Genomic DNA, 471 nt, shown 5'->3' with positions numbered 1-471 from the left:
CGTGACAACTGCTCGCAATCTCTTTGATCACTAAGTTATATAAGCCGTGACAGATTTCTTGAGCCTGTTTGAGGCGGTGCATGATATCGGCGTTAGTCGCATCACTGTTACAACCACCAATGCTATCGTGCGCGTGGCATTCAAGAATCTTCTTCCACGCGATATCAATCAGCTCTGTGTGTACCGTGATGCCTTGCGCTTTAGCTATAGCAACAACCACTTCAAGCTTCTTAATTAGGAACTGCTCAATATCAAAGTTAAGCTTCTTGATGTCGTATCGAACGGATCCAATCGTCTTGTGAATTCGAGCATAGCGCGGGGCTTTAAATTCACCGTCGTAAGTTTCGAAACTATCACTGTTAGCTCGCAGTACATCGACGAATGCTTCCATCGATGAGATTGCGTATACGTCGTTGTCTGGAGAGCGCTGCGTTGCTGCCTGTAACGTTTTTGGAAGCTCAGGATCAATAT

Annotated in this window: 1 pseudogene; it reads right to left on the bottom strand. The window is 45.6% G+C overall.

Features of this window, described 5'->3' with window-relative positions:
• A pseudogene (locus tag AB4512_RS24400) lies at window positions 1-471 on the bottom strand (alpha-mannosidase); the annotation flags it as partial.

It is taken from the genome of Vibrio sp. 10N.222.52.B7 (assembly GCF_041474275.1).
Taxonomy (GTDB): domain Bacteria; phylum Pseudomonadota; class Gammaproteobacteria; order Enterobacterales; family Vibrionaceae; genus Vibrio; species Vibrio crassostreae_C.
This window is presented reverse-complemented; position numbering and strand designations above follow the sequence as displayed.